Origin of the sequence: Butyrivibrio sp. FCS014 (genome assembly GCF_000526935.1) — a bacterium.
GTDB lineage: Bacteria > Bacillota > Clostridia > Lachnospirales > Lachnospiraceae > Butyrivibrio.
Genome location: NZ_JAHA01000019.1, coordinates 322009 through 346833 on the forward strand (window position 1 = coordinate 322009; position 24825 = coordinate 346833).

A 24825-nucleotide genomic window follows, 5' to 3' on the forward strand; every position below is an offset into this window, starting at 1 on the left:
CATTTCTCAACATGATTAGGTGTATTTACGCCTAATTATATCTTATCCGTTAAATATATGTCAATTATGGAGTGATTCAATAAAAAGCCCTTAACCACGGGAATTACCGCGGCCAAGGGCCCCATTTATCAACTGCTTACGGTTTGAAGTAACTGATGGCATCTGTCATGCCGTTTGCCAGCTCCTGAAGCTTGCCGGCAGACTCGGTAATAATCTGGAATGTGGCATTGAGTTCCTGCATGGAAGCATTTGTCTCCTCTGTGGAGGCTGCGTTCTCTTCCGATATAGCCGACAGATCCGAAATGATCTCCACCAATTTGTCCTTGGCTGTATTCAGTTTTCCGATGTGCTCTGCAATGCTGTCGGTGCTCTTTGATACGTTATCAACGTTATCAGCCATGCTCTGCATGTTGTCCTTGGTGTCATCAAGCTGCTCGGACTGTTGTTCAAAGTTGGTGTTCAGCTTCTGCATTACCTCAACGGAAGCCTCTGAATCAGCAACCAGTTTCTCAACGATCTTCTTGATCTCATCTGCGCTGTTACTGCTCTGAATAGCCAGCTGTCCGATCTCTGTAGCAACTACCGCAAAGCCCTTACCGGCATCACCGGCTCTTGCAGCCTCGATGGAAGCATTAAGTGAAAGCAGGTTTGTCTGAGATGCGATCTCTGTGATAGCCTGAGAGAACTTCGATATCTCTTTTGCCGACTCGTTTGTAGAGTTGATGGTATCACCGATCTCACGGACAGAGGACTGAACTTCATTGCTCTGGGAAATGAGCTTTTCAAGAGCTTCCATGGCTGCCTCGCAGGAGGTCTTCATCTCATTGGCATATGCGTTAAGTTCCTCAACGTTATCGGATACTTCATCAATATCTCTTCCGATGGCCTGAGTATTTCCTGCAGCGCTTTCAACGCTCTCGGCCTGATTTACGGCACCCTTGGAGATATCGTCAACAGCTTCGCTTACCTGGCTTGATGCATTCGAAGCCTGAGTTGCGGATTCCGAAAGCTCAGCTCCGGATTTCTTGAGCTCATTGGACATATCCATTGTGGTCCTGATGACTTCGCCAAGCTTCTTACTGAGGGTCTGAGCACCGTCTGCAAGAAGTCCGATCTCATCATTTCTCTTAAGGGAGTTTTTGTCGATATTAAGATTCAGCTCACCATCGGAAAGATGTCCCATCTCATCAGCAATGGCTCTCATCTTAACGGAAGTCTTGTTTGCAACAAATATGCCAACCAGTGAAAGGAGTATTGTGAGGATAGCGGAAAGAACACACATTCCGATGATAATACTTCTGATGTAAGCTTTAACCGAATTGCTCTCTCTTCCGGCATAGACCATACCGATAACTGTACCGTCGTCATTGCACAGAGGCTCATAATAGCTGTAATACTTCTCTGTCGCTCCGGCGGGAACAGTATTCAGGTAATACTCCTCTTTACTGTTCACAACATGACTATATACATCATCGGAAGCATCAAAGCCTGTTGCTTTTTGGCCATTGCTGCCCACCATGGTAGTTATCATTCTGGTCTTACCAAAGAACAACGAATAGACAATTCCCGTGTCTTCGCTAAGGTCATCCATCATCTCCTCGTACTCGGCCATGACATTCTGTTCGCCCTTGTAAACCTGTCCGTCAATTAAAGCCCAGTCACCGTCCCACACATAGGTGAGCTCGCTGTTAAGCTGCTCTGCGGCAACATTCAGCTCTTCCTTTACCATATCATTATAGGTCTTGTTGATCTGATAGCCGCTTATGCTGGTCAGTACAATAGCAATGCCGACAATGGCAGCTATTGCGGCGACAATAAGTTTCTGGACCAGTTTACCGTTCCTCACCTTAGGTTCCATTTTGTCTCCTCCTTCACCGGATCTTTTACCTAAAAAAAATTGTGCGCAATCTCATAGATATATTATACAATTTATGTCGGTGTATAGTTCTATATTGTTTATAAAATTTTGATAAAAATATATTGTTTTATGGTAACATGCGTCATTTATTTACAATCCCGCAAAAATAAATTATTATAGGTTAGTTCACATAATAATAAGGAGAAACACAATATGTCATATAAAGATTATATGGTAAGGGCAACAGCTGCCAACGCGCAGATAAGAGCCTTTGCCGCTACAACAAGAGACCTGGCGGAATACGGCAGAAAGGCTCACGGTCTCTCTCCCATAGCAGCCGCTGCCCTTGGAAGACTCATGACCGGAACCGCAATGATGGGAACCATGATGGATAATGACGATGATCTCATCACCGTTAAGCTGGACGGCGACGGCCCCATGAAGGGTGTTCTGGCCACTGCAGACAACAAGGGAAATGTAAAGGGCTACGTAAGTAACCCCTACGTGATCATGGAGCCCAATGCTTCAGGACACCTTAACGTTGGAGGAGCCATCGGAGAAGGCACCCTTACGGTCATAAGAGACATGGGCCTCAAAGAGCCCTACGTTGGACAGGTTCCTCTCTACTCCGGAGAAGTTGCAGAGGACCTTACCTACTACTTCACAAAGTCCGAGCAGACACCTTCTTCCGTAGGCCTTGGAGTTCTGGTTGAACGCGAGAATTTAAGCGTGATTGCAGCGGGAGGATTCATTATCCAGCTTCTTCCCTTTGCAGATGACGCCACCATCAGCCATCTTGAGGAGAATCTTAATAAATTCACTTCCGTTACGGACATCCTTAAGGCAGGTAAGACTCCCGAGGAGCTTCTTAACATCGTGCTTGATGGCTTTGATATTGAGATCACCGACACCATCGACCTTAACTTCTACTGCAACTGTGACAAGGACAGGGTTGAGCGCGCTCTTATGCTGGTAGGTCAGGAGGAGCTTCAGGATATGATCGATGAGGGAAAAGAGGTAGAGCTTAAATGCCACTTCTGCAACAAGTCCTACATGTTCAGTATAGACGAGCTCAAGGCTCTTAAAGAAAAAGCAAAGATCACAAAATCCTCAGAAAAGAAGGACATTTAAATGACCTCTACGATAATGGCGGTAATAGAAAATATCGGAATTATAGCTTTTGCCATCTCAGGAGCGGTTGTGGCAGCAAGGAAGGACATGGACATCTTCGGCATCAACCTTCTTGCCCTTGTTACAGCCACCGGAGGCGGACTTATAAGGGATCTTATAATCAACAGCACTCCTCCCGTGATGTTTGTAAATCCGGCTTATACCATAATCACGCTGATAACAGCCAACATTGCCTTTGTTATCATGTACCTCAAAAAGCCGATGCCCAAGGGTATCTCTCCCATCTACGATCAGCTCCTGTTCTGGCTTGATACCCTTGGTCTTGCAGCCTTTACCGTGGACGGAACTTTTACCGGTATCCATGCAGGCTACGGTGATAACCTGTTCCTTGTGGCATTTCTGGGCATAGTAACAGGGATCGGTGGCGGCATTGTCCGTGACGTCTTTGCCGACAAGATCCCTGCTGTTCTTGTTAAACATGTATATGCCATCGCCTGTATCGCCGGCGCCATCGTGACCGTTGTGCTGTGGAAATACACAGGCAACGAGCTCCTTAGCACAATAGCCGGTTTCTTTATCATTGTGATACTGAGGTTCCTGGCGATGCACTATGAGTGGAACCTTCCCACAGTGCATCTTCATGAGTAAAACTTATTTCTTAATTATTTCTTCAATATCTGCCTTTGTGAGATAGTTCTTTTCCCTGAGTGCACCGGCAAGCTCTTCGATCTTGCTCCTGCCCTCATGGACCTGCTTTTTGCAAAGCTCAAACTGCTCCAGGATTATGTCGTTAGCCATCTGCACATACTCCCGGGGCATTTTTATTGATGAAAGGGCATCGGATCTGAAGCTAAGCATCTGCCCTTTTATCATACCGTAGGTGGTGACAATGCTCATGGCGTAGGATGTGGCATTGGCAAGGTCAGAGGAAGCACCGGTGTCGCAGGCATCCTCGCCGTAGAATTCCATCTCCGCAGCTCTTCCCGCAAGGGCCGTTCTTATCCTGCCAAGGATTTCATCCCTGGACATAGCGCCCTTCTGCTCGTCTATCTCGCGCTGCATATATCCGCCGTAATCAGCCCTTGAAACAATGGTCACAAAGGTGGGCTTCTCGTGATTTAAATATGCCATGTAGGCGTGCCCCGATTCATGGATGGAGGTCTTCTCATAGTATTCCGAGGAGCGCTCTTTTTCGGCGCCGTGATCGTACTCATCAAGAGATTCTATGAAAAGATCGTCATCTACGACGGCACCTGTCATAACTGACTTTCTGTGCATAAGGTCAACGATGGACTCAAGGGTCGCTATGGTCTGACCTACGGTCCTTCCGGCCACGTTTTTTATGGCCTCATCGGAGATCGCAGTATAACCCTTTTTATCTCTTACCGACTCAAGGAACTTCTGCCTGTCAGCCTTCTCGGGAAGTCCCACATAGATCCTGTTGTCAAACCTTCTAAGAAGTGCCGGATCAAGATTCATGGTGTCTCTTTCGGTAACCCCGTAGTTGGTGGCTGCCAGAACAAACACAGGCTCCTTCCTGGCTGAGAATCCATCCATTTCTGTCAAAAGAGTGGTCAGAAGTCCGTGACAATATTCCGATGCCCCGGATCCGGTTCTTGTCTTGCCGATGGTATCTATCTCATCGATGAATATGATGGAGGGCGCGTATTTGCGGGCTCTGGCAAAGAGTTCGCGGACACTGTCCTCTCCTGCGCCAACCGCAGATTCAAAAAGCTCGGTAGCATTGATCTGGAAGTAGGAGCAGTCGGATTCTCCTGCCATGGCCCTTGCAAGCATGGTCTTACCTGTTCCGGGAGGTCCGTAGAGAAGAATTCCCTTGGGTATCCTTCCTCCCTTCTTCATGAACTTCACCGGCTGTTTGAGGTACTCAAGGTAATACTGCAGCTCTTCCTTGGCGGTCTTGGCACCAATAACATCCTCAAGCTTGGTATTTGGACGCTCGTCATCACTGATTGCTCTGTGTCCCGTCATCTCGTCAATGGCCTGCTTCTTGCGGATATCATAGTAGGTTACAACGATCTCATCCTTAACCTTTTCCACCATGGTATCAAAATCAATGATGTAACCGCGGCGGTTCAGTTCGCGGCATTTCTTCTTCATGTAAAGGCCGCGGGCAAGCTTTTCCATACCATTTGAAAGCTTGTCGCCTTTTTTCTCAATCTCCAACGTGCCTTTACATCCAAGGGTAATAAAGCTGTCCTGGTCTGTCGGGGAGATGTTCCCGTTGTAATTTATAAGATAAACGGGCACATTGATATTGCTGTCTAAAATCCTGTAGATAAGATCAACTCCGTCACTGTCGCTGTCTTCAAGGCCCACAGCTTCATGGTCCGACTCGTGCACTCCAAGATAGGGATCTATAAAGAATGCAGCTACTTCTGAGTCTGCGATCTCATCGGAAATATCGGGATTCTCCTTAACTATCTCAAAAACATCGCTCTTTTTGGGCAAAAGTTTTGCTATCTCATCCCGGCACACAAACACGAACTTTTGAGGCTCACTGGGAACAAAGAATTTTCTGAGTGCCTCATCCTTGGGAATATCCACAGACAGTCTTACTTTCTTTGCCTCATCAAACAATTCGCTCATGTTGCCATACTGACGCACTATCTCAAAAAATTCCTTCATAATGAAATCAGGAGCCTTTGAGGAGGCAATCCTGGCATCGATCTTGTCAGTGTAATGGAACAGGAAAAGAAGAGGCAGAATTTCATCGTATTCAAACTTAAGGTCTGACTTCCTCTCCAGGATCTCACAGCTCTTTTTCATGAACCTGTCTGCTATTCCGGCAAGAGCATCCTCTTCTATGTAGTCAAACATCAGGACTGTGCCTGTCATTATCCTGGATAAAAATGGTGCGGAAATAACCGGAACCGTATTGTTCTCGCTATTGGTCTTTGTCTCCTGAGATATGGCACTCATCAGTACCGATTCCGTAACGGATGACAGTCTGATATTGCGGTTTTCGTAGAGTTTTTTCCCGGCATTGGATGTAAAGATGAAAATACACTCCCTGCAGGAAATTTCTCTCTTAAGAAAATCGTCCATGAATTGTCCGGCGCTGAGTATTCCAAGAAGAGCATTCTGAACCTTGCTTCCGGCCTTTTCTATCTCATCAAAGACAAAAATATTCTTTGGATTCTTCTTAATTGCCCTGGCAAGAAGTCCCTCATGAGCCTGTCTGTAGGACTGATCCGTTCCCGTAAACTGGAAGAAGTCCGTCTCTGCAGAGTAGTCTGCCATGTCGAATTTTTCGTACCGGTATTCAGGGAAAAGTTCTCCGATTTTGAAAGCCATGAGAGTTTTACCGACTCCGGGGGGGCCTGCAAAAAAGAACACTCCTCTGGGACCATTTTTTGTTTCCACTCCATCGGTATAAACAAGCTTAAACAGGCCCTCCAGAAGCTTCGCTATGCACCTGTCCTGACCTACTATGGTGTTGGAAAGCTCAGTTTTGAACCCGGCCATCTTAGCGGCGATATCTCCAAGGGTCTCACTGCGAAAATAGGAAGCTGCAAAAGCTTCTATAGACTCTTCCTCCTGTTCTTCAGGATCCTCATCGCAGTCTTCATATAAGTCATCTGTTTCATCAAGACCCTTGAGCAATTCGTGATTAATCACATCGTTCATTTGCTCAATGAGTTTTTCTTCAGTCTTTACCAGATGATTAAGATTGCCCTTGCCTTCAGATGTGATAAAAAGATCCGTATGCAGATAATTGATGGACCTGATGCAGGCCAGTGCGAAGATGTCCCTATCAGATATTTCATAATCCGGTTTGATTGATGTGAACAGAGGCTCCTTACCTTCAGCATTTTCATACTTTTTGAAATACCTGGGAAGGCTGCGCTCTATTGCCGAAGTCCGCAGCCCGAAGAGACGTGTCAGTTCCCGCACCTGATTCAGGCTTTGGTTGGTGGGCTGTTCCTTGCATAATATGACATAGGAATAGATGACCATCAGTGGATTGGATGTTACAGTCCCCTGAATCTGCTGCTTTTCACTGGCAACTTTAAAAGCTTCAGCCAAATAATTATATGGGGTGCTCATGTAGTATATGACCTCCTGTCATGGTTTATCTGATGCTGGCCTGCCTTAAGGCTTATCTGCCGCTTATATCGCTATAGCACTCAGGTCTTCTGTCTCTGAATAATCCCCAGGAGAGCCTGTTTCTTCTGATCTCATCAAAATCATATTCTGCGTAGATTATCTCTTCCTTGTCCCTGGAGGCTTTGGCGATGCAGTCTCCTGTCTCATCCGTCAAAAAGCTTGTTCCGTAGAAGCAAAGGCTTGATGACTGGCCTCCGTTCTCCTCAGAGGGTTCTACGTTTTCTGTTCCTATGCGGTTGGCCGCTGCCACAGGGATTATGTTGGCTGCGGAATGTCCCTGCATGGTCCTCATCCAGTGTCCGCTGCTGTCCACATTAAGAATGGGCTCTGATCCTATGGCTGTGGGGTAAAGGATTATGTCCGCTCCGTTAAGAGCAAGACATCTTGCGGTCTCCGGGAACCACTGGTCCCAGCAGATGCCAACCCCGACTTTGCCGTAAGCCGTATCAAACACCTTAAAACCGGTGTTGCCGGGAACAAAGTAGAATTTCTCCTGATAATAGTGGTCATCGGGAATATGGGTCTTTCTGTAGACTCCAAGGCTTTCTCCGTCAGCATCTATCATAACTACAGAGTTGTAGAGTTCATTGCCATCCTTCTCGTAGATACTGATGGGCATTACCACCTTAAGCTCTGCGCAAAGCTTCTTAAAGTACTCCACAGCAGGATTCTCGGAAATGCTGCTTGCCATCTCGTAGTAGTCGTAACGTCTCTCCTGGCAAAAATACTTTCTCTCAAAAAGCTCCGATAAAAGAATGATCTTTGCACCTTTACCGGCTGCCTGCCTTGTAAGCCTTCCGGCTGTTTCGATATTTCTTCTGACCTGCTCTTCATCTGTTGCTGCTGTCTGTCCGCAGGCGAACTGGATGCAGGCTACTTTGATCTTGCTGCTCATATTTGCGTCCTCTTTAGTGTTAGATTTCAGGTAAGTCTGTGTCCTGCGATTGTGGTCTGATCAGATTTCAGGTACCTGTTGGGTTATGCAGTGGATGTTGCCGCCTCCAAGGAGAATGGCTCTTGCATCGATCCCTATGATCTGTCTGTCGGGGCAGAGATCTTTTAGGATGTCTATTGCCCGCCTGTCGCTGTCTGCGTTGATGCCGCCAAACCGGGGAACCAGGGCTGCGCCGTTAATAAAATAGAAATTTACATAGCTTGCTGCAAGGCGCTCTCCGGCTTCTCTTGTGTCCTCTCCCTCTTCAAATTCGTAGTTATCAAGGTCATTTTGTTCAATCGTAACAGGGTGATCGGGAATCGGGAGCTTATGGATCTTAAACTTTCTTCCCTTTGCGTCGGTTTCTCTTTTGAGATACTCAAGGTCGGCCTTTGACATTTCATACTGGGGGTCATCGGTATTGTCTGTCCATGCAAGGACTACCTCCCCCGGTTTTATAAATGCGCACACGTTGTCCACGTGCTCGTTGGTCTCGTCGTTATAGATACCACGCGGGAGCCAGAGAATCTTTTCTGCTCCCAGGTAGTTTTTAAGCTTCTCTTCTATCTGCGCTTTGGTAAGGTCAGGGTTTCTGCCCGGGCTTAAAAGGCAGCTCTCCGTAACCATGACTGTACCTTCTCCGTCGCAGTGAATGCTTCCGCCTTCCAGAACAAAAGGCGCAGCATCATAGTAATCTGTTTCATACAGCTCGCAGAATTCCTCTGCCACCGCATCGTCCTTGTCCCAGGATGCGTACAGGCCGTCCACTTTTCCGCCCCAGGCATTGAAAGCCCAGTTCACGGCCCTTATGTCACGGCCTGGTTTAGTCAGGAATGTTGGGCCCACGTCCCTTGCCCAGGCATCATCGGAGTCTATGGGGAGAATATAGAGCCTGTCACTTAAGATGAGGTCATCTGTGGATGCTGTTTCAGGTTCAGATTTGCCCGGCTCTGCTGCTTCATTGCGGCTCTCGTAGTCATCGATAAGGCTTGTGAGAAACTCTTCCGCCTCATGGTAATGACCCCAGTCGGTGAGAAGAAACAGATTCTCGCGCTTTAATATCTCCAGGTAGATTTCCCCGAAGGCCTTGAGGGCAGCCGATCTGTCTTTTCCCCAGCTTCCGGGGCGGGTAGGATATATCATTATGGTTCCGTCATGGGGAGAAAATTCAGCCGGCATGGAGTAGCCGTCTGCAATTGGAGTTGTGTCTTTTATCGCTGTCATAGATTTTTTCCTGTGAATGTGTTGTTTTCGTGATTAGGGTTATTCCAATGCGCGGCCATTTATACTATTACATCCATCCGATTACGATCCGGATCATCAAATCACAGTCTGAATTATCAATTCACAATCCGGATCATCAAATCACAGTCTGGATTTAAAATCAGAATAATCGAATTTCTTTAGAACCTCCACGGTTCCGTCCTCGTGGAGAATGTCGATATCGGGAAGTGCCATTCCGTTGAAGGTATTGTTCTTGACCATGCTGTAGATGGCCATGTCCTCGAAGATAAGCCTGTCGCCGACCTTCTTCTCTTCTTCGAAGCTGTAGTCGCCGATCACGTCTCCCGCAAGGCAGGTTCTGGAGGAGAGCCTGTAGGTGTAGTTCATCTCCCCGGGCTGCTCGGAATCCCGAAGCGGCGGCCTGTAGGGCATCTCAAGGACGTCGGGCATATGGCAGGCCGCAGAAGTATCCAGCACAAGTACCGGAATCCTGTCGGTCTCAACCACATCCATAACCGTAGTAACAAGATAGCCCGCGTTAAGAGCGATGGCTTCTCCGGGCTCCAAATATACATCAATGCCGTATCGTGCTCTTATATAGCTAACAAGCCTTATAAGGCCTTCCAAGTCATAATCTTCTCTGGTGATATGGTGTCCGCCACCAAGGTTGATCCACTTAATGCAGGGAAGATCACTCTGCTGATCCCTCTGTCCATAAGGGGCAGTCCCGGCAGTGCCTGTCTCCGGCTGGTCCGCAGCGTTTATGCCAATAGGCTGCTCTCCGGCAGTGCCTGTCTCCGGCTGGCCACCAGTGCTTACGCCAGAAGGCATCCCCGCGGCCTCTGCGCCGGCAGTATCCTCAAAGGAGTCCGCCTCATTTCCTCCTATCATGTTAAAAATATAGGAATCGTAGTCCTCCTCGATAAGAGGCTTCGGGAAGAAGCGGTGAAAATCCTTCTCGACCTTAAGGAAGGTATCCTCCAACGGATCAAAGCCCTGCTCGCACAGGTTGTGGAAATGAAGTCCCTCAACGCCCCTTGGAAGGGTCTTGGGCATGTCTTCGTTTCTGATTCCGAGTCTTGATCCGGGAGCGCAGGGATCATAGATCTCATGCCCGTCGTCGGATCTGAACTCCGGATTGATCCTAAGACCCACAGACAGGCTTCCCGAAGATACGTATCTCTCCCAGACGGGTCTGTGGTGCTCAAGCTGACTAAGTGAATTGAAGACAACGTGGTCGCAGATGGCGCAAACCTCTTCCATCTCGTCATCCTTAAAAGCAGGTTCAAAAACATGATTCTCAGGTTTAGAGAATCCGCACTTATTAAGGCCGTAGCCCGGGAACTTAAACTCCTCATGGGCAAGCCTTGCCTCGTATATTCCGGAAGCTGTGGCCCCCGCCAGGTAATTGGCGATAAGAGGATAAGTCTGGTAAACGGAGTAGGCCTTCTGTGCCAGCAGGATCTTCGCCCCCGACTTATCCTGAACCTCCTTCAGGATCCTTAGATTCTCCTTAAGTTTTCTCTCATCAACGACATATGCCGGTGTGGATATTTCTTTGAATGTCATGTCAGTCCTCGCAAAGAAGTCTTTAGTATAAGTTACTGAACCTCCACAGGGTTCTCGTCAACAACCCAGGGCAGTCCGTACTTGTTAAGCATATCCATGTAAGGATCGGGATCGAACTCGTCTGTAGTGTATACACCGGGCTTCTTCCACTGTCCTGAAACCACAAGTGCTGTTCCGATCATGGCAGGAACACCTGTTGTGTAGCTGATGGCCTGGCTTCCCAGCTCCTTATAGCACTCCTGGTGGTCACATACGTTGTAGATGTAGATCACCTTCTCCTTGCCGTCCTTGGTTCCGCGGATGATACATCCGATGTTGGTCTTTCCGACTGTTCTGGGGCCAAGGCTTGCAGGATCGGGCAAAAGAGCCTTCAAGAACTGGATGGGCACTATATCTTTTCCCTCGAATTTAATGGGAGTTGTTGAAAGCATTCCAACGTCCTCAAGACATCTCATGTGATCGAGATAGCTCTGTCCGAAGGTCATGAAGAAGCGGATCCTCTTGATCTCAGGGAAGTTTCTTCCAAGAGCCTCGATCTCCTCATGATGTAAAAGATACATGTCCTTCATTCCAACTTCGGGGAAGTCGTACTCTCTTTTGATCTCCATGGGCTTTGTCTCTACCCAGTGACCGTCCTCCCAGTAGCTGCCGTTGGCACTTACTTCACGAAGGTTGATCTCGGGATTGAAGTTGGTGGCAAATGCGTATCCGTGGTCACCGCCGTTGCAGTCCAGAATATCAACGGTATGGATCTCATCGAAATAATGCTTCTTGGCATAGGCAACAAAAACACTGGTTACACCGGGATCAAAGCCGGTTCCCAGAAGACCTGTGATGCCGGCCTCCCTGAACCTGTCCATATATGCCCACTGATAGCTGTAATCAAAGTATGCGGTAAAGCCCTTCTCCTTGCAGCGCTTCTCATAAGCTGCGCGCCATACGGGCTCATCGGTATCCTCGGGCTCATAGTTAGCTGTGTCGATGTAGTCCACCTTGCACTCAAGGCAGGCATCCATGATGGTCAGATCCTGATAGGGAAGTGCCACATTAAGGACCGCATCGGGCTGATACTCCTTTATGAGTTTAACAAGATCGTTCACGTCATCGGCATTAACGGTGGCTGTGGTGATCTTTACAGGGCTTCCCTGCTTCTCAAGTTTCTCCTTAAGTGCATCGCACTTACTTACCGTGCGGCTTGCAAGGCACATTTCCGTAAACACCCCGCTGTTCTGTGCGCACTTCTGAATTGCAACCTGGGCTACTCCTCCGCAGCCTATAACAAGTAATCTGCTCATAATCTTCTCCTTTCATGTCAAAACACGGATCGTTCCGCGTCAACGAGACATGTCTTCCTCCTCCTGTAATAGATCTTCAACATACTTGGGGAGCATGAAAGCTCCTTTATGCAAATGAGTGGTGTAATACCACGTCTTTATTCCTCTCTCGTCCCATCTGTCGGGATTGAAATCCTTGAGGGGATGGTACTTCTTGCTGGCAAAGCCAAAGAGCCAGTAACCTGCGGGACAGGTGGGAATATGGGCCTGATATACCCTGTTCACCGGAAATACCCTGTAGGCCTTCCTGTGCATGGCCCTGCAGCTCTCCTCGTCCTCATCGTAGAAGGGACTGCCGTGCTGGTAAACCATGATACCGTCATCGTGGAGGGCCTTGTAGCAACTACCGTAGAACTCCTTGGTGAAAAGACCTGCCTCATGCCCCAGGGGTTCTGTGGCATCGTTTATGATAAGATCATACATGTCCTCGCATTTTCTAAGGTACTTAAGTCCGTCCTGGTAAAAGATATGGACTCTGTCATCCTCAAGACCTACTGCATTGTCCGGGAAGTACTGTTTACATACATCCACAAACATTGAGTCGGGCTCCACAACGTCTATGACCTTGATCTCATCGTAGTGGGTAAGCTCTCTTGCTACGCCGCCGTCTCCGCCACCAAGGACCAGAACCCTCTGAACCTTCGGGTGAACGGCCATGGGCACGTGTACTATCATCTCATCGTAGGTGAACTCATCCTTCTCTGAGAAGATGATGTTTCCGTCGGAGGCAAGGAACTTGCCAAACTCCGGGGAATCGAAAACATCTATTCTTTGAAATTCACTGGTTCCGGAAAAGAGCTGCTTGGACAGGCGAATGCTGATTTTAACATTGCCTGTATGCATATCACTGAACCAATAATCCATTTCTGCCATAAAAAACCTCCTTCATATATCAGGAAAAAGAATTTATTTAAGCACGAAAAGCCTGGAAATATCCTCACTCTCGGGGCCCTGCATGGAACATCCCTTTTCCATTGCCGTCTTTATGTATTCCAGGATCTCTTCCGTGATCATCTCACCGGGTGAAAGGATCGGTATACCCGGAGGATAGCACATAACGGATTCCGCGCTGATCCTTCCGACACATTCCTCTATGGAAACAGACTCTTTTTCCGCATAAAAAGCCTCCTGGGGAGTAGCTTTCACGATCGGTGTGACATATTCTGCAGAGAAGAACTTCTGCTCCGGCTTACTGTAGAGTCTCCTGATATCGGAGAGGGCTCCCGCAAGTCTTTCTATGTCCTGAAGCCTGTCTCCTATGGAGATATAGGCCATAACATTTGAGAGGTCTCCGAATTCCATCTGAATATCGTATTCATCACGAAGAAGATCATAGACCTCGATTCCGGTAAGGCCTATCTTCCTGGTGTTGACCACAAGCTTGGTCTCATCGAAATCAAAGATGCTGGTGCCGTTCTTGAGCTCATTGCCGTAAGCATAGTAACCGCCTATATCATTGATCTCCTCCCTGGCATACTGGGCCATCTTGGTAACCTTCTCGAAGCTGTCCCGGCCGTTTAAGGCAAGGTTTCTTCTTGAAATATCAAGGCTTCCCAGAAGAAGGTAGCTGGCTGAAGTAGTCTGGGTAAGATTCACTATCCTGCTGATATATCCAACGTTAGCATCAGGACCACAAAGAAGGATTGAGCTCTGGGTAAGGCTTCCTCCGGACTTATGCATACTGATGGCTGCCATATCAGCTCCCGCATCCATGGCGTTCAAGGGAAGATTTGGTCCAAAGTACAAATGGGTTCCGTGGGCTTCATCCACAAGAGCCATCATGCCGTTCTTGTGAGCTAAGTCTACAATGCTCTTTAAATCCGAACATATTCCGTAATAGGAAGGATTGTTTATAAGGATCGCCTTGGCATCGGGATTGTCCTTAACTGCCTTCTCAACATCGGCGATCTCCATTCCCAGAGGGATTCCAAGATTCACATCCACCTTGGGATCGATATATACCGGCACGGCGCCGCACAGGATCAGGGCATTTATGGCACTCTTGTGCACATTCCTGGGCATGATGATCTTCTCGCCCTTTTTAACACTTGAAAGAACCATTGCCTGAACCGCACTGGTGGTACCGTTCACCATCATGAACGCATGGGCTGCGCCGAATGCATCCGCCATAAGTTCCTCGGCTTCCTTGATAACGGAAACGGGGTGACACAGATTATCCAGGGGTTTCATGGAATTAACATCGATCCCCACACATCTGTCTCCAAGGAATCTCACCAGTTCCGCATTGCCCCTTCCCCTTTTATGCCCCGGAACATCAAAAGGCACTACCCTCTGCTTTCTGAAACGCTCCAGAGCCTCATATATCGGGGCTTTTTTTTGCTTATCCAAATTCAACTAACTACTCCTCCGGTCAAATAAACGCATAACATACTAAAAGGAGTATCATGCCGTCCCGACATGCTACCCCTTGTTATATCTAATTAAACGCAATAATCATACTATAAATCCAAGCATTATTAAAGAGTTTTATGCAATTTTTTTATCAGTGCGCCAATTGCACTTTTTCTATAGGATATGCGCTAAATTTTGTTATAATTATACCATAATTACGGTCAGTGAAAGGAGGAATTCATGGCATTTGAAAGTAGTATCCCCCGTTCCGAAATGATAGGCTGTGCCCTCTGCTACAATGCGCCTTGTGACAAAGCCTGCCCCTACATGATCCCGTCTGACACTCTGCGCAGTATATGGTTTGACAACTCAGCTGCTGCATCAACGGAGCTTCCCGACAAAAATGTATGTATTACCTGTAATGCCCCCTGCGAGGATGCCTGTGTAAGGCCTCACGCTGTACCAATTAAAGAGATCATGACAAAGCTACACGATGAGGTAAAGCCATGTCATGACCTTCCAAAGCCTGATGACGAAGCACTGCTTCGTTCCGATTTCTGCGGTGTTCCACTGGAAAATCCTTTTCTTCTGGCATCTTCTGTTGTAAGCAGCACCTACGATATGTGTGCCAGAGCTTTTGAGGCCGGGTGGGCCGGTGCCTCTTTCAAGACCATCTGCAATCTGGATATTCACGAAGCTTCACCGAGATTTTCCGCAATCACCGGTGACAGCGGTACAATAATCGGTTTCAAAAACATAGAGCAGCTCTCCGATCACAGCGTAGCTGAAAACATGGAGATCTTCAGAAAGCTCAAAGCCCGGTACCCCACAAAGTTCATACTGGCGTCCATCATGGGCCAGAATGAATCGGAATGGGAGGAACTTGCACGGATGTGCGAGGAAAACGGCGCCGATGCCATTGAGCTTAACTTCTCCTGCCCCAACATGATGGAAGAAGGCTTTGGCTCTGATATAGGTCAGGTTCCGGAGCTTGTGGAGAAATTTACTGCCGCCGCAAGAAAAGGTGCCACAATACCTATACTTGCAAAGCTTACTCCAAACGTTGCCACCATGTCTCCCGCTGCTGAAGCAGCTATCCGGGGAGGCGCTGATGGAATCGCAGCCATAAACACCATTAAAAGCATCATCGGAGTTAATCCCCACACCTACGTCACCGCTCCTGCAGTCCGGGGCAAATCTGCCGTAGGCGGATACAGCGGCAATGCCGTTAAGCCCATCGCCCTTCGCTTTGTAGCAGAGCTCGGTCAGAATCCGGCCCTTAAGGACAAGCATTTAAGCGGTATGGGAGGAATAGAGACCTGGAAGGATGCTTTAGAGTTCCTGCTGCTTGGTGCCGGGAGCGTCCAGGTTGCCACTGCAGTCATGCAGTACGGTTACAGAATAATAGATGACCTTAAAGCGGGGCTAAACTACTATCTTTCCGAAAAAGGCTTCAGAAATGTCCGGGAGGTTGTGGGACTTGGGCTGGACTCACTCAGTCCCACCACAGATGTTCTTGAGAGAGACTCTATAGTATATCCCAAGTTCAATCCCGGTAAATGCATCGGATGCGGCCGCTGCATGATCTCCTGCGAGGATGGCGGTCACCAGGCCATATATCTTGATGAGAACCGCAAAGCCAGAATGGATGCGGCAAACTGCGTCGGATGCCATCTGTGCGTTTTGGTGTGCCCGGAGAAGGCCATCACCAGCAGCGGAAAACGAGTGGCGAAGAGGTAAGACGAGGGATAACGCACGCAGATGCGCGATTTTCTGCATCCGCTTAGACCAAAAAATCGCTGCGCGATTTTTTGGTTATCCGTTGTCGTCAAATGCAACCAATATGATCAAATCGTGCTACCGCACTTATACCCAATAAAAAAACCGTGGGATACCAAGTAAACTTGGTCCCACGATTTTTCTATTGTGTACCGCTTCGCGGCTTTGATCATATTTATGCGCTTGACTCGTTATCGCTTACATCATACCGCCCATTCCTGCGCCGCCTGCGGGCATAGGAGGTACAGGCTCCTTGATGGTAGCTACAGCTGCCTCTGTTGTAAGGAAGCTGGATGCTACTGATGTAGCGTTCTGAAGAGCTGATCTTGTAACCTTGGCAGGATCGATGATTCCGTCCTTAACCATGTCTACGTACTCTTCTGAGTATGCGTTGAAGCCGATTCCGGCCTTGCTCTCTTTAACCTTGTTAACGATAACTGATCCATCAAGACCTGCGTTAGCAGCGATGTGGAACAGAGGTGCCTCAAGTGCCTTAAGAACTACGCTTGCACCTGTCTTCTCGTCTCCCTCAAGGGTAGCAGCAAGCTTTGCAACAGACTTTGCAGCGTGGATATAAGCTGATCCGCCACCGAAGATGATACCTTCCTCAACAGCAGCTCTTGTAGCGTTGAGAGCATCTTCCATTCTGTACTTAGCTTCCTTCATCTCAGTCTCGGTTGCAGCACCTACTCTGATAACAGCTACGCCGCCGGCGAGCTTTGCAAGTCTCTCCTGAAGCTTCTCTCTGTCGAAATCAGATGTTGTGTCCTCGATCTGCTTCTTGATCTGGGAAACTCTTGCCTGGATCTCCTTCTTAGCTCCAAGACCGTCAACGATTGTGGTCTTCTCCTTCTCAACCTTGATGCTCTTAGCTCTTCCAAGGTCATCAAGAGTTGTGTCCTTAAGCTCAAGGCCAAGATCTGAAGAAATAACCTTGCCGCCTGTAAGGATTGCGATATCCTCAAGCATTGCTTTTCTGCGATCGCCATAGCCGGGAGCCTTAACTGCTACTACATTGAAGGTTCCACGGAGCTTGTTAACGATAAGAGTTGTAAGAGCCTCACCGTCAACATCCTCAGCGATGATAAGGAGCTTAGCGCCTGTCTTAACAATCTGCTCAAGAAGAGGAAGAATGTCCTGAATGTTGGAGATCTTCTTGTCTGTGATAAGGATGAAGGGATCCTCTAAAGTAGCCTCCATCTTGTCCATATCTGTAGCCATGTAAGCTGAGATGTAGCCTCTGTCGAACTGCATACCTTCTACAAGGTCAAGCTCAGTCTGCATTGTCTTGGACTCCTCGATGGTGATAACACCGTCGTTGGAAACCTTCTCCATAGCATCAGCGATCATCTGACCAACCTCATCATCTCCTGATGATACGGCAGCTACTCTCATGATCTGCTCTTTGCCTTTAACCTTTGTAGCCATCTTGCTGATAGCTGCTACAGCCTCATCTGTGGCCTTCTTCATACCTTTTCTTAAAACGATGGGGTTAGCGCCTGCTGCCAGGTTCTTAACGCCCTCGTTGATCATAGCCTGTGCAAGAACGGTTGCTGTTGTTGTTCCGTCTCCGGCAACATCGTTGGTCTTTGTAGCAACCTCTTTTACCAGCTGAGCTCCCATGTTCTCATAGGAATCCTCAAGCTCGATCTCCTTTGCAATGGTAACACCGTCATTGGTGATTGTAGGTGCGCCGTAGGACTTGTCCAGAACTACGTTTCTACCCTTAGGTCCAAGTGTTACTCTTACTGTATCTGCAAGCTTATTAACGCCTTCTACCATAGCAGTGCGGGCGTCAGCGCCGTACTTAATTGTCTTTGCCATTTTAATCGCCTCCGTTTAATTATTTGATGATAGCCAGGATGTCGCTCTGCTTAACGATGATATAGGTAACGTCATCAAGCTTAACCTCTGTTCCTGAGTACTTGGAATAGATTACGTTGTCACCCTTCTTAACTTCCATCTTGATCTCTTTGCCATCTACAACTCCGCCGGGGCCTACAGCGATAACCTCAGCCTGCTGTGGTTTCTCCTTCTCTGCACCGGGAAGAACGATTCCTGATTTGGTTGTCTCTTCTGCCTCAAGCTGCTTTAAAACAACTCTGTCTGCAAGTGGTACTAACTTCATTACAAACGCCTCCTTTATCTGATCTAAAAGAACATTCTGATCATTTGTTAGCACTCTTGTTAATTGAGTGCTAATTCCAAATACTTATTATACAAGTTTTAAAATATAATTCAACTGTTTACGCATAGTTTTTTTAGATTCTTTTTATACTTCATAAATTGCAATTGAAAGCGGTCTAAAGCATAATAATCCTAAGAAAGTATAGGTTTTTCCGTGACAGGGACGTTGCGGAGTTTGCGCAGTTTGCAAACATTATTCAAGGAGGTGATGACGTGAGCACAAACTTTTTCAGCAGTTTATCCGGTAAGTTTGACTTAAACGCCAGCATGAGCAGCCTTTACGGCGACTATAACACCATCAAGAGCGGTGCATATGGCTCCCTTATGAAGTCATATGTTAATAAAGTCGGCAACAAGTCAGCTCTCAATGCATACAGAGAGACAGGCTCAACAGCAACGGTTGCTGATACTGCTTCTAACAGTACATCAACCGCATCTTCAACCACTACTAAGAGCAGCTCTTCTGCCAAGAAGTCGAATTTCCTGGACAGCCATTTCAGTTCCATTAAGGATTCAGGCACCTATTACAAGTCTGATCTCTTAAAGAGGAATGCGACTGAAGAAGCTACCGGAACAAACGTAGACACCACAGTATAAAAATATATGGAAAGAGCTTACCGCCTTTTATGGCAGTAAGCTCTTTTTTTGTATAACTCATTTTTCTCTTACATGAATCCTGAAAAGAACCAGTACCGATATCATTGAGATGATAAAGAAGGCTGACAGGGAAAGAATTGCCCCCTTAAGTCCGATCTGCTCTGCCAGAAAACCTGTAAGCGCCGTAAATACCACTCCACCTATACCCGTGGCCGTAGTAATCATGGCTGTGGCTGTAGCCTTCCTGTTTCCGGCAAATCTTATCAGCGTGGAAAGGACGCTGGGATAGATGGCCCCGCAGGCAAATCCCAAAGGAACAATAAGTGCCATTACAGCGCCTGCATTAGTCATGATGGTGATCAGGGCTGTTATCACCGGGATGGCAATTATTGCCGTTATCAATATCTTTTTTGCATGTCGGGCAAACAGTCCCACCAGAACCCTGGAGGGGATCATTACAACCCAGAAGATGGAAATGGCAAGCTTGCCGTTAGAAGAATTAAGAACATCCGTAAACATGGTGTCCACAAAGAACGCAAATCCGTTCTCAAATCCCACATAGATGCACATTACTACGCAAAGAAGCAGCACTCCCAGGATCACGAATTCGCTGCCCACCTCTTCAGCTTCCTCAGGTGTTGCTTTTTCTTCGATCTCATGGTCTCTTAGGACAAATATTCCAATAAAGGCAATAACCGAGCCGATGGTCAGAGCCAGAAATACCGCTCTCCAGCTAAGGCCTCTTCCCAGGCAGAAATCAACAAACAAAGGTGCCACAAAGGCGCCAAGGGCGTACATGGAAGTCATGAATCCGATCTTCTTTTTGCCGCTTGAGGGGTATGCCTCCATAAGAGCTGCTATGGAGATAAACTGCAAAGCACTGGTGGTAAGGCCCAGGAAAAAGATGCCTATGATAAATACCATGGCTACATTGCTGGCAAAAAGTGTAAATGCAAAAACAATCTGTATTCCCAGCAGAATAAGAAGGCACTTAAGCTTCCTGCTTCTATCCGCCCAGCTTCCCAGTGCCAAAGGGGCAAGCATGGTGGCAAAGAGTTCTACCGAAGCAAACAGCCCCATACTGGTTATGGACAGATCATAAATCTGGCCGATACTGTACAGACTGGCCTGGTATCCGCCGGCTTCAAAGCCATTGAAGAATACTATCAGAAACAGATATAACCACAGCATATACTTATCCCTTTCACTTCCATATTTATTGAATATTATAATAACTTTAATTGTTATTTAATATACTGTTCTTTTTCATTTGGTACACTTAGATTGATAAGATATGAGCAGTCGATAACCTTTTTATCAGCAGAAATCGGAGCAATCATATGGATAATTGCGCTATTCGCGACTACGTTATCACCCATATCGATGAAGCCATTGAAAAAGAATGGCTCAAGGTCTACTATCAGCCTGTTGTAAGGTCCATCACGGGACAACTGTGCAGTACCGAGTCTCTGGCAAGATGGATAGACCCTGAGGTGGGTTTCCTTGCTCCGGATAAGTTTATTGGCGCACTGGAAGAAGAAAAGCTTATCCACAAGCTGGACTCATTCATAGTGGACCGGGTCTGCCATGATATCAGTGACAGACTAAGTGGTGATCTTCCCATGGTTCCCGTATCCATAAACATGTCCAGACTGGACTTTGTCATGTGCGACATGCTTAAAGTACTGGAGGATGCCGTTGAGAAATACGATATCCCCAGAGATTTCATTCATGTTGAGATCACTGAAAGCATGATCGTCCAGAACGAGGATCTTATGTCCGACATCATTACCAGATTCCGCTCCAGAGGATATGAGATCTGGATGGATGATTTCGGAAGCGGATACTCCTCTCTTACCCTTCTTAAAGATTATGAATTTGACCTTCTGAAGATGGATATGCGATTCCTCTCCTCAATGACGGAGAAGTCGAAGACTCTGATGCGCTATACGATAGGTATGGCAAAGCGCATCGGTATCAAGACCTTAAGTGAAGGCGTTGAGACCATCGAACAGGTAGAATTCCTAAAATCTATAGGCTGCGGCAAACTCCAGGGCTACTATTACAGCAAGCCTCTTCCTCTTTCGGAAATGTTTGAGGCCATGGAGAATAAAGCGATCGATGCAGAGGAAAGAAAGTGGCGAACTTTTTATGAAGCCGCCAGTATTTCCGTCCATGACACGGACACTCCCCTGATGATATTGGAGTACGGCGAGGATGCCTTCAGACTTCTCTTTATTAACGCCGCCTTCAGACAACAGGCCGGAATTAACACTGATGACATCAGTGTTATTGAAACATCTTTGTTCGGTCCCAATTCACCTGCCCTAAAAAAATACAACAGTTTCATAACCAAAGTCATTACCAGCAAAAGTCAGGAAAGCTTTTACTATACAAACAGAGGGAATTATTATCAGCTGAAGCTGGACTTTATTGATGAAAAAGAAGGCAGAAATCTGGTCAAGGCCACCATCAATAATATCTCTCATGATGAGAATGCTGTCGAAAAGGACAAGCTGGATCTGCGACTGCGAGAACTTAACAACCTGTATGAAACGGTCGTGCTGGTAAACTATAAGGGAAACGTATTGCTTCCTCTTCTCGGCGGATATGTCTATATGAATGAATTACCCGTAGCAGAAATGACTTTGGATGAGATAATCATGTTCTTCTCTGAGAATTATGTGTATCCGGAAGACAGGCTGGATTATCAGGCCTTTATGAACTATGACTATCTTAATGCAAGAAAACAGTTTCCATCCGGACAGTTCATTAAGGACTCCATCAGATTAAAGCAGAAAGACGGCTCCTATGAATGGCGTGAAATATCACTTCTGTCCATTCCCGGAACCGAGGGTAATGAGTACCTCCTTACCCTTAGTAAAGTTTCCGACGACATTGCCAAGGCCCTTAATACTACCAGATATACTCAGCTCGTGACTGCCGAAGAAAACAAAGACTGTCCTCAGAAAATATATGCAAGGATCTGGGATACTCTTGTTAACAACTCCTCCTATAAGCTGTTCTGGAAGGATAAAGACAGGCGCTTTATGGGCGTCAGCAAGTCGTTCCTTGAATTCTATGAGATAGAATCTCCCGATGACATCATAGGGAAAAATGATGAAGAAATGCACTGGCACGTCGATGACGGACCATATCAGGGAGACGAGCTGGATGTCCTGGGTAAAGGCAAGATCGTTTACAATGCCCGTGGACAGTGCATCGTCAACGGCGTTGTTCATAATATTATCTGCAACAAGATGCCCATATATGAAAACGGTAAAATCGTAGGCCTGGTGGGAACCTTTGAGGATGAGGACCAGGAAATCTACAGGGTCCAAAAGCTTCTTAATCCTTCCCGCATAGACAGTGTCACCAGACTCATGAACAGCAAGAGTTTCCTTAATGTCATGGTGGATTATGCCGATCAGTACAATTCAAAGGGCAGAAACTACGGATACATAGCCCTGCACAATGCCAACCATCGCCGCCTGGAGAAGACCTATGGAAGCAAGTTCGCCTCCAAGGTTCTGCGTGAGATCGGTGAGAAGATCATTGATATTGTTGGACAGAGCGGCGTTGCAGCCAGACCAAAAGAAGCTTACTTTGGCGTGATAATCTATGAGGATTCAAAGGAAAAGCTTGAAGAACTGACTTTGAAGCTTAAAAACCATATTGAAGAGGTCAACAGCGTTGACGGCAACAGCGTTACCATCAAAATGACTACCGCTTGTCACCTTCGTTCAGAAGAAGGTTTCACCGATGAATCCATTCATATCCTGTGTGTAAACGAAATTGATGATATGGAATCAAGTAGGAGGCGGTGACTAGCCGCCGTCCTCTCACAGCACCGTACGTACCGTTCGGTATACGGCGCTTTCAATAGTTGACGTGCACAGACTGATAGGCTGTGGCTAAATCATAAAAGCCACTGTTTATCAGTCTTTCATTTGTCATTGCCATATTTACTGCAACAGTATGCGACGTGAACCAGTGACCTCTTCGGCTGTTACCAGCCCGCCATGCTAAGTCCTCGGGCACGCCCATCTTAATCAGATTACGTACCTTTGTCTTTGGTTTCTTCCATTGTTTCCATATACACATACGTATTCTGTGATAGAGCCATCCGTTGATGTCATCGACGTTCCACTTAATGCTAGCAATACCGTAGTAGTTGAGCCATCCTCTAGCATATACCTTGATTTTCTCAAGGCTAAGCTTGATAGACTGCACAGACTTACGGGAAGATAAATCTTTCAGTTTTGACTTGAACTTCTTCCATGACTTTGGATGAACTCTGACAAAAATGCCACTTCCGTTCCTTCCCAATGCAAAGCCAAGGAATTTAAAATTTCGGATTGCAAACACACTAACAGTACGGCTTTTTTCCCGATTCACCGTGAGTTTCATGTTCTCTTCGAGATATCTCGTACTGCTTTCCAAGAGTCTTTCAGACGCCCTTTTGCTTCTAGCTAGGAGCACGATGTCATCTGCATATCTAATGCAAGGAACACCCCTCTTTAGAAACTCTTGGTCGAACTCATTGAGGTAGATATTCGCAAGAAGCGGTGATAGATTACCACCTTGTGGCGAGCCTTCCTCTGTGTCAATGACCACTCCATTTTCCATTACGCCACTCTTTAGATAGCGTTTAATGAGCTGCACCACACGCTCATCCTTTACATTCTTCCGCAGAAGATTTATAAGGATTTCGTGATTTAAGGTATCGAAATACTTGGATAAATCAAGAACCACAGCAAATGTGTAGCCTTGCTCTGCGTACTCTTTGACCTTTCGTATTGCTCCTTTTGCATCTCTGTTTGGACGGTAACCATAGCTTCCATCCGCAAACTGTGGCTCGTAGATCGGCATAAGCTGTTGGGCTATTGCCTGCTGGAGTATACGGTCTATCACTGTTGGTATGCCAAGCTTTCGCACACCACCATCTGGTTTTGGAATCTCAACTCGCCTGACTGGCGACGGAGTGTACTTCCCCCGATATATACGGTCAGTTAGCTCCTGCTGATGTTCCTTAAGATAGGGAAGTGCATCTTCGATGGTCATGCCATCAATCCCTGGCGCTCCCTTGTTTGCCTTCACTCTCTTATACGCTCTGTTTAAGTTGTCTTTATACAGTATCGCTTCCAAGAGTCTCGGCTGTGCACTGTCTCTTTCTTTCCATATCCGATTGAATGACCTACGCGCTTTCGCATACCCTTCATGTTCCGCATTATCTCTTTGCGAACAGCCATTGTTTTCAATGTTTTCTGCCATAAATGGTCATTCCTCCTTTCTCGGTCATACTTAAGACTCCTACTGATTCGGTCCTTCGGTCAGCATGTCCATGTTTCCATGTCCATATCCCTACTATGACCTCTGCTGACTTCTGCATGTTCAGCACCGCCTCGTTTCCTTGTACGGTGGTTACTCCTTTCAGAGCATTTCACGCAGACCTCCCTAGGTACCACACGTTTCTTCCTCTCCATCCATCTGCCTCATTTATCATGCATGATTCCGTGTAGTTATTGGGCTTCGACTTGTGATGCAGCCTTACCCTCATGCATAACCTCATATGAGATTTCTGTACGTCAGACCAGAGATTTGCCCGTGGGTTAGTATGTTCCCCACATCCAGCTTCCTTCAGATTCCACCTCGCGGCGGACACCCTTGCCTTCGGCTATATCCTTCCCACTACCGGGCGGATTCGGGACTTTAACCCGTTAGAAACG

General features: G+C 47.0%; 17 protein-coding genes. 5 read left to right on the forward strand and 12 right to left on the reverse strand.

What is annotated here, in order from left to right:
- Window positions 1-136: 136 nt before the first annotated feature.
- Window positions 137-1858 carry a methyl-accepting chemotaxis protein gene (locus tag T456_RS0114440; RefSeq protein ID WP_024866726.1) on the reverse strand — a complete coding sequence of 574 codons (1722 nt, stop codon included), beginning with the start codon at window positions 1856-1858 and terminating at the stop codon, window positions 137-139.
- Between the two features lie 213 nt (window positions 1859-2071).
- Here T456_RS0114440 and hslO point away from each other — a divergent pair, with 213 nt between their 5' ends.
- Window positions 2072-2989, forward strand: a complete 918-nt coding sequence (hslO, locus tag T456_RS0114445; protein WP_024866727.1) for an Hsp33 family molecular chaperone HslO — start codon at window positions 2072-2074, stop codon at window positions 2987-2989.
- Window positions 2990-3637 carry a trimeric intracellular cation channel family protein gene (locus T456_RS0114450; protein WP_024866728.1) on the forward strand — a complete coding sequence of 216 codons (648 nt, stop codon included), beginning with the start codon at window positions 2990-2992 and terminating at the stop codon, window positions 3635-3637.
- Window positions 3638-3640: 3 nt separating this feature from the next.
- Here T456_RS0114450 and T456_RS21575 read toward each other — a convergent pair whose 3' ends face one another.
- From T456_RS21575 to T456_RS0114485, 7 genes are all read right to left on the reverse strand, one after another.
- On the reverse strand, window positions 3641-7060 hold the full coding sequence (locus T456_RS21575; RefSeq protein ID WP_024866729.1) for an AAA family ATPase: 3420 nt from the start codon (window positions 7058-7060) through the stop codon (window positions 3641-3643).
- Window positions 7061-7112: 52 nt separating this feature from the next.
- On the reverse strand, window positions 7113-8015 hold the full coding sequence (gene aguB, locus T456_RS0114460; protein ID WP_024866730.1) for an N-carbamoylputrescine amidase: 903 nt from the start codon (window positions 8013-8015) through the stop codon (window positions 7113-7115).
- A gap of 60 nt (window positions 8016-8075) precedes the next feature.
- Window positions 8076-9278 carry an agmatine deiminase gene (gene aguA / locus T456_RS0114465; RefSeq protein WP_024866731.1) on the reverse strand — a complete coding sequence of 401 codons (1203 nt, stop codon included), beginning with the start codon at window positions 9276-9278 and terminating at the stop codon, window positions 8076-8078.
- Window positions 9279-9419: 141 nt separating this feature from the next.
- The gene (locus T456_RS22865) at window positions 9420-10847 is read right to left on the reverse strand and encodes a carboxynorspermidine decarboxylase (RefSeq protein WP_024866732.1); all 1428 of its coding nucleotides are present in this window, start codon (window positions 10845-10847) and stop codon (window positions 9420-9422) included.
- A gap of 32 nt (window positions 10848-10879) precedes the next feature.
- Window positions 10880-12142, reverse strand: coding sequence for a saccharopine dehydrogenase family protein (locus T456_RS0114475; protein WP_024866733.1), 1263 nt, complete (start codon window positions 12140-12142; stop codon window positions 10880-10882).
- A 39-nt stretch (window positions 12143-12181) separates the two neighbouring features.
- A complete protein-coding gene (speE, locus tag T456_RS0114480) occupies window positions 12182-13045 on the reverse strand; it encodes a polyamine aminopropyltransferase (RefSeq protein ID WP_024866734.1) in 864 nt (287 codons plus the stop codon).
- A 42-nt stretch (window positions 13046-13087) separates the two neighbouring features.
- Complete coding sequence (locus T456_RS0114485; protein WP_024866735.1) at window positions 13088-14536, reverse strand: aminotransferase class I/II-fold pyridoxal phosphate-dependent enzyme; 1449 nt, start codon at window positions 14534-14536, stop codon at window positions 13088-13090.
- 237 nt (window positions 14537-14773) lie between these two features.
- On the opposite strand from T456_RS0114485, the gene preA reads away from it, so the two are divergent.
- Window positions 14774-16273 carry an NAD-dependent dihydropyrimidine dehydrogenase subunit PreA gene (gene preA / locus T456_RS0114490; protein WP_024866736.1) on the forward strand — a complete coding sequence of 500 codons (1500 nt, stop codon included), beginning with the start codon at window positions 14774-14776 and terminating at the stop codon, window positions 16271-16273.
- A gap of 237 nt (window positions 16274-16510) precedes the next feature.
- On the opposite strand, the gene groL is transcribed toward preA, so the two are convergent.
- Entirely contained in the window at window positions 16511-18136 is a 1626-nt protein-coding gene (gene groL / locus T456_RS0114495) for a chaperonin GroEL (protein ID WP_024866737.1), read from the reverse strand.
- Between the two features lie 19 nt (window positions 18137-18155).
- On the reverse strand, window positions 18156-18440 hold the full coding sequence (locus T456_RS0114500) for a co-chaperone GroES (RefSeq protein WP_024866738.1): 285 nt from the start codon (window positions 18438-18440) through the stop codon (window positions 18156-18158).
- 272 nt (window positions 18441-18712) lie between these two features.
- Between T456_RS0114500 and T456_RS0114505 the strand changes: the two genes are divergently transcribed.
- Complete coding sequence (locus tag T456_RS0114505) at window positions 18713-19096, forward strand: hypothetical protein (RefSeq protein ID WP_024866739.1); 384 nt, start codon at window positions 18713-18715, stop codon at window positions 19094-19096.
- A 57-nt stretch (window positions 19097-19153) separates the two neighbouring features.
- On the opposite strand, the gene T456_RS0114510 is transcribed toward T456_RS0114505, so the two are convergent.
- Entirely contained in the window at window positions 19154-20287 is a 1134-nt protein-coding gene (locus tag T456_RS0114510; RefSeq protein WP_024866740.1) for an MFS transporter, read from the reverse strand.
- Between the two features lie 149 nt (window positions 20288-20436).
- Here T456_RS0114510 and T456_RS21580 point away from each other — a divergent pair, with 149 nt between their 5' ends.
- Window positions 20437-22923 (forward strand): bifunctional diguanylate cyclase/phosphodiesterase, encoded by a 2487-nt coding sequence (locus T456_RS21580; RefSeq protein ID WP_024866741.1) that lies wholly within the window; start codon window positions 20437-20439, stop codon window positions 22921-22923.
- Window positions 22924-22975: 52 nt separating this feature from the next.
- On the opposite strand, the gene ltrA is transcribed toward T456_RS21580, so the two are convergent.
- Window positions 22976-24370 (reverse strand): group II intron reverse transcriptase/maturase, encoded by a 1395-nt coding sequence (ltrA, locus tag T456_RS0114520; protein WP_024866742.1) that lies wholly within the window; start codon window positions 24368-24370, stop codon window positions 22976-22978.
- Between the last annotated feature and the right edge of the window lie 455 nt (window positions 24371-24825).

Bases quoted from the DNA above. Each gene is read 5' to 3' on its own strand.
- T456_RS0114475 (WP_024866733.1), bottom strand. From the start codon at position 12,142: ATGAGCAGATTACTTGTTATAGGCTGCGGAGGAGTAGCCCAGGTTGCA.
- aguA (WP_024866731.1), bottom strand. From the start codon at position 9,278: ATGACAGCGATAAAAGACACAACTCCAATTGCAGACGGCTACTCCATG.
- T456_RS22865 (WP_024866732.1), bottom strand. From the start codon at position 10,847: ATGACATTCAAAGAAATATCCACACCGGCATATGTCGTTGATGAGAGA.
- T456_RS0114450 (WP_024866728.1), top strand. From the start codon at position 2,990: ATGACCTCTACGATAATGGCGGTAATAGAAAATATCGGAATTATAGCT.
- T456_RS0114440 (WP_024866726.1), bottom strand. From the start codon at position 1,858: ATGGAACCTAAGGTGAGGAACGGTAAACTGGTCCAGAAACTTATTGTC.
- T456_RS21580 (WP_024866741.1), top strand. From the start codon at position 20,437: ATGGATAATTGCGCTATTCGCGACTACGTTATCACCCATATCGATGAA.
- T456_RS21575 (WP_024866729.1), bottom strand. From the start codon at position 7,060: ATGAGCACCCCATATAATTATTTGGCTGAAGCTTTTAAAGTTGCCAGT.
- speE (WP_024866734.1), bottom strand. From the start codon at position 13,045: ATGGATTATTGGTTCAGTGATATGCATACAGGCAATGTTAAAATCAGC.
- ltrA (WP_024866742.1), bottom strand. From the start codon at position 24,370: ATGGCAGAAAACATTGAAAACAATGGCTGTTCGCAAAGAGATAATGCG.
- hslO (WP_024866727.1), top strand. From the start codon at position 2,072: ATGTCATATAAAGATTATATGGTAAGGGCAACAGCTGCCAACGCGCAG.
- aguB (WP_024866730.1), bottom strand. From the start codon at position 8,015: ATGAGCAGCAAGATCAAAGTAGCCTGCATCCAGTTCGCCTGCGGACAG.
- groL (WP_024866737.1), bottom strand. From the start codon at position 18,136: ATGGCAAAGACAATTAAGTACGGCGCTGACGCCCGCACTGCTATGGTA.
- preA (WP_024866736.1), top strand. From the start codon at position 14,774: ATGGCATTTGAAAGTAGTATCCCCCGTTCCGAAATGATAGGCTGTGCC.
- T456_RS0114510 (WP_024866740.1), bottom strand. From the start codon at position 20,287: ATGCTGTGGTTATATCTGTTTCTGATAGTATTCTTCAATGGCTTTGAA.
- T456_RS0114500 (WP_024866738.1), bottom strand. From the start codon at position 18,440: ATGAAGTTAGTACCACTTGCAGACAGAGTTGTTTTAAAGCAGCTTGAG.